Below are 3961 nucleotides of genomic sequence, written 5' to 3' on the forward strand. Positions count from 1 at the left end.
GCTTTCCCCTGTGGTTCCCGTGGTGGTGCGACGGCCCGCCCGCTGCGTCACGATCGAGGTGACCTTGGGAGCGGGAGAGGCGGCGATCGCAACAGGTGGGGAGCCCCGTACTTCGGCCGAAGCCGACGAGGGGAACGGCGGCCGGCTTTGGACGTGCCCCCGCCGGGGAGCAGTGCCACTGGACGGTGCTGCTGCGCCGGCTGCTGCTCCTGCCGCGGCTCGTCGCCGTCGCCCTGCTGTCATGCTCGGCTATCTGGGCGCGGTCCTCGCCCTGGCTGTGACCACCGCCTCGTGGGCCACGAGCGCACCGCCGTGGCCGGCGCGGTGTTCACCGTGACGATCGGCGTCATGGCTGCCTTGCCGCTGTGGCTCGGCGCGGTGTGCGTAGTGCCGTGGTTCCACGAGACTCGCCTACGCAGGCACGGTGTGACCGTCATTGCGGTGCAGGCGGACGCCCCCATGACGTACCAGTGCACGGACAGCAGCGGCACCACGCGTGTCTTCTCCCACCAGAGCGTCGCCCAGTCCGTCCAAGTCGCCTACGACCCGCGGGACCCATCGAACGTGGTCGTACTCCAGGACCCGTCCTCGCGGCCCATCGAAATCACCCTGGAACCCGGCTTCTTCCTCCTCGGGCTCGACGGGATCGCATTCGCGATCCATCTGGCCCTCGTAGCGATCCAAGGCAAAACGCTCCCTTAGCCGGCCCGACACGCCCAACGGCCCCCAGATCTCGCCGACACTTCAGGTATCCGCGACAGACCGGCGCTTGCCGTGCCCAGAGACAAACGCTCTCCGCTCTCGCCTACGCAGCCAGCCGACCGACACCACGCGCCGACGCCCACGGACTGCATGCCCGTGGGCGTCAGCGCGTACGCCTCCCGGTACGCCGGGCCAGCGGCAGCGCTCCGTCTCATGGGACGGAGGCGGGTGCCCGAGACGACGCGCTCAGCCCGCACAATGCAGGCGGCTGCCCAGCGTTACCCTGCCCAGCCGCTCGGACGCGTCGGCTTGGAAGGTCATCGACACCAAGCCGGGCAAGCCGGTTGCGCTGCCCACCCAGCGCCTCACCAAGTACGTCGTCGTCGCCACCGTCGAACGCTGGAAGGACGACTGGAAGGCCATCAAGGATGAGCCCCAGGAGCAGGCATGCTGAGCCCTGTGACACTGGTCCTCCGTGCCGCGCTGTGCTGTGCCTGTCGGATGGGCTGCCGTGGCGACAGCCGGCTCTCCGCCGGATCATGCCGGTCTTAGTCGAGGTGATCGGTCATCTCGCCCTCGAGATCCGACTCCAGCAACCGCTTGGTCAGCTGCTGCAGCAGCCCGCCCTCACCCGTCGTCAGCTGCAGTCCTTCGGCCTGAGCCCGGGAGAAGAGCTCCTCGACGAACCGGTCGTCCACCGCGGCCGAGACAGCCTCGGCCCCTAACTTCTCACCGGTGACAGGTGCACTCTTCCACGATCGGGAGTTACACCGAATTTCTTACAGTCCGTACAGTCCCTGAGCCACATGACTCACCGGCGGTCGTGGGGTGTGGGCGGGTTCCGGGGCGAGGGGTTGGGGGTTGGGGAGCGGTGGTGTGTTTCTTCGGTGCGTTCGGGGAGCAGCAGGATGGCGCCGGCGAGGAAGCATAGTGCGCCGATCAGGGTCTGGGTGTCGGCTCGGTCGATGTTGTTGACCTGGCCGGTGACGGGGTTGATGTAGCCGGCGACGGCGGAGATTCCGAATGCGATGGACCCGATGAGGTTGACCAATGTGATCCACCATGCCCAGGATCGGGCTCGCCAGGCGAGCCAGCCGTGGCAGGCCTCGTACCAGGCGAGGGTGCTGGCCACGAGGAAGCAGACGGAGCCGATCGCGTCGGGTCGCCACACGTGTTGGTGGGCGGTCTGGGCGGAGAGGTTGTCGGCCATGGCGAGCCCGGTGCTGATGTTGAAGTAGAGGGTGCCGGCGAGCTGGACCGAGGTAGCCCACCAGTCGATCTGGTGGGGCTGGTAGGTGAAGAACTGCCGGTGGTGGGGGTTTCGTGCCGGTGTCGCGGCGTCGACGGCTTCGCGGTAGCAGAGGAAGGATGCCGCGGTGAAGAACAGGGAGCCGATGAAGTAGGTGAGGGTGTCTCCTCGAGTGCCGACGGCGTCGGCGTAGGCCGGGATCGAACCGGCTGCGAACAGCGCAGATCCGATGGCGAACAGGACCGCGATCCACCAGCCGCGGGCGGCGGGCGCCCACCATGTCGATCCGGTGGCCGGCTTTTGGTGTTTGCGGTGATGGCGTGATTCCCGGCGGACGATCACACCGTCCGCGCGGATGTGATCGACGAACGTCGCCGCCGCCCTGCGGCGCGGGCGGCGGCCGGCGCGGTCCCGTCCCGGCGGTGTCCGGTCGGCGCGGTTCACGGTCCCTCGCTCCGGTACCGGGGCGGATCCTGCCGGTGCCGGCGATGCCGGACGGCGCCCACGACGTCTCTGTTCGCGAGGCCGGGGCAGCCGGGGCCGGGGCCGAGGGCGGCCAGGCTGGCGACCGTCTGCTTGGCGACGACCGGCCGCGCGGTCGGGGACCTGGCGGTGATGGTGATGCCGCCGAAGCCGACGGCGCAGAGCACAGTGACGGCGATGTACAGGCCGCGGCTGTCAGCCACGCGCCCGCGGACGTTGCCGGGGGACAGCGTGGAGGAGACGGCCACCGGAACGGCGACCGACACCGGCGTGTCGGCCGACACACGCGCGCGTAGCACCATCCACGCGATCATGCCGGGCGAGAGCCGGGGCTTGGAGCGGGTGTCGTGTGTCGTCGTGGTGAGGCCGGTCATGGTTTCCGCCGCAGTGTGCTCAGGGCACCGCGGAATGACAGGCCGTGTTCCGTCCACACCAGGCCTAGGGCGGCTCCCAGGACCAGTACCACTCCGATTGCGATGAAGAACGACATGAAGGCGAGGACGGTGCCGATCGACCCGTACCTCTGGTCGTAGCTGACGATCAGGTCGGAGAAGATCGCCGAGAACACGGCCATCATGCCGACCCAGCAGATGCCTGTGGCGACCGCGCACGGCAGCAGCCTGCGCCAGGCGATGCCTCCGGTCAGCAGGAGTCGCATCGAGCCCCAGAAGAAGCCGATGCTCAGCGCGAGATGCGTGATCCAGAATAGGACCGGCCCAGTCCCGCGCAGCCCCGGCCCTGCTGCGGAAACCGCGAACAGCGCGCCCACGAGCAGGGCCAGCCAGGCGAGCGCGCGCACCGAGTCCGCAATGGCCCGGGCCTTCACGTCGAAGACTCTCTGGTACAGCTGCTGGACCGCCTTCGCGCCTGCCAGCCCGGCCAGGACGAAGAAGATCCACGCTGTTCCGGTGACCGCGCCGGAGATGGCGGACGAAGGGGCGAATAGCTCGCCGACTTCCGCGGCGGCCTGCTCGGTGAGACCCATGCGGTGCGACAGTGTCGATGCGGCCGATCGCCCGGCCAGAGCGGTCAAGATCAAGAAGAACGGCACCGTGCACAGCAACAGCGTGGCGGCCAGCACCATGGCCTGGCTGATGAAGTCCACCGCACCCAGCCGCTGCCACAGGGAGTCGGCCCACGACCCGGTGTACTTCCCCCTGCCCCACACGGCCGCCCGCCGCACACTCCCGGCGCTTCGCCGTGTTGTGGACCTCTCGCCCGGTGCCGGGAGGCTGGCAGGGCCCGAGGACTGTGGCGGCACTCGTCTGCTGTTCGAATCCTTGCTCGACGAATTCATGTTCCTCTCCCCGTGACGTACACCCGGAAGTCGGCGATCCGCTCGAGCGCGCGGATTCAAGACCCAGTACCCGGCGATCACACGGCTGACAGGGGCATCCCTACGTCGATCGTCCCTCGCACCGGCCACCCGCGCAGGATCCGGACGGCCCCTCTTGACCACGCCCGGGCCGCAGGCCGCCGTCAACGCGCATGGCGAACGCAGACGGCACCCCGGCCCTGATAGAGGTC

General features: G+C 68.9%; 4 protein-coding genes and 1 pseudogene. 1 reads left to right on the top strand and 4 read right to left on the bottom strand.

Translation table 11 applies throughout. From position 1 onward, the window contains the following. Positions 1-291 precede the first annotated feature (291 nt). Complete coding sequence (locus VIU94_RS07365) at positions 292-702, top strand: hypothetical protein (RefSeq protein ID WP_331908817.1); 411 nt, start codon at positions 292-294, stop codon at positions 700-702. Between the two features lie 551 nt (positions 703-1253). Here VIU94_RS07365 and VIU94_RS07370 read toward each other — a convergent pair. The 4 genes and pseudogenes from VIU94_RS07370 to VIU94_RS07385 all read right to left on the bottom strand — a co-directional run. Next, positions 1254-1400: pseudogene (locus VIU94_RS07370) on the bottom strand (IS256 family transposase); the annotation flags it as partial. A gap of 113 nt (positions 1401-1513) precedes the next feature. After that, complete coding sequence (locus VIU94_RS07375; RefSeq protein WP_331908819.1) at positions 1514-2395, bottom strand: hypothetical protein; 882 nt, start codon at positions 2393-2395, stop codon at positions 1514-1516. Then, a complete protein-coding gene (locus VIU94_RS07380) occupies positions 2392-2808 on the bottom strand; it encodes a hypothetical protein (protein WP_331908821.1) in 417 nt (138 codons plus the stop codon). Before VIU94_RS07380 ends, VIU94_RS07375 begins: the two co-directional genes overlap by 4 nt. Then, positions 2805-3731, bottom strand: coding sequence for a YhjD/YihY/BrkB family envelope integrity protein (locus VIU94_RS07385; protein WP_524540624.1), 927 nt, complete (start codon positions 3729-3731; stop codon positions 2805-2807). The genes VIU94_RS07380 and VIU94_RS07385 overlap by 4 nt, the downstream gene beginning before the upstream one ends. Positions 3732-3961: the final 230 nt, after the last annotated feature.

Source organism: Streptomyces sp. (genome assembly GCF_036566765.1).
Classification (GTDB): Bacteria; Actinomycetota; Actinomycetes; order Streptomycetales; family Streptomycetaceae; genus Streptomyces.

What these genes read in the sequence shown, in the direction of transcription:
- VIU94_RS07380 (WP_331908821.1), bottom strand. Translation starts at nt 2,808, where the DNA reads ATGACCGGCCTCACCACGACGACACACGACACCCGCTCCAAGCCCCGG.
- VIU94_RS07385 (WP_524540624.1), bottom strand. Translation starts at nt 3,731, where the DNA reads ATGAATTCGTCGAGCAAGGATTCGAACAGCAGACGAGTGCCGCCACAG.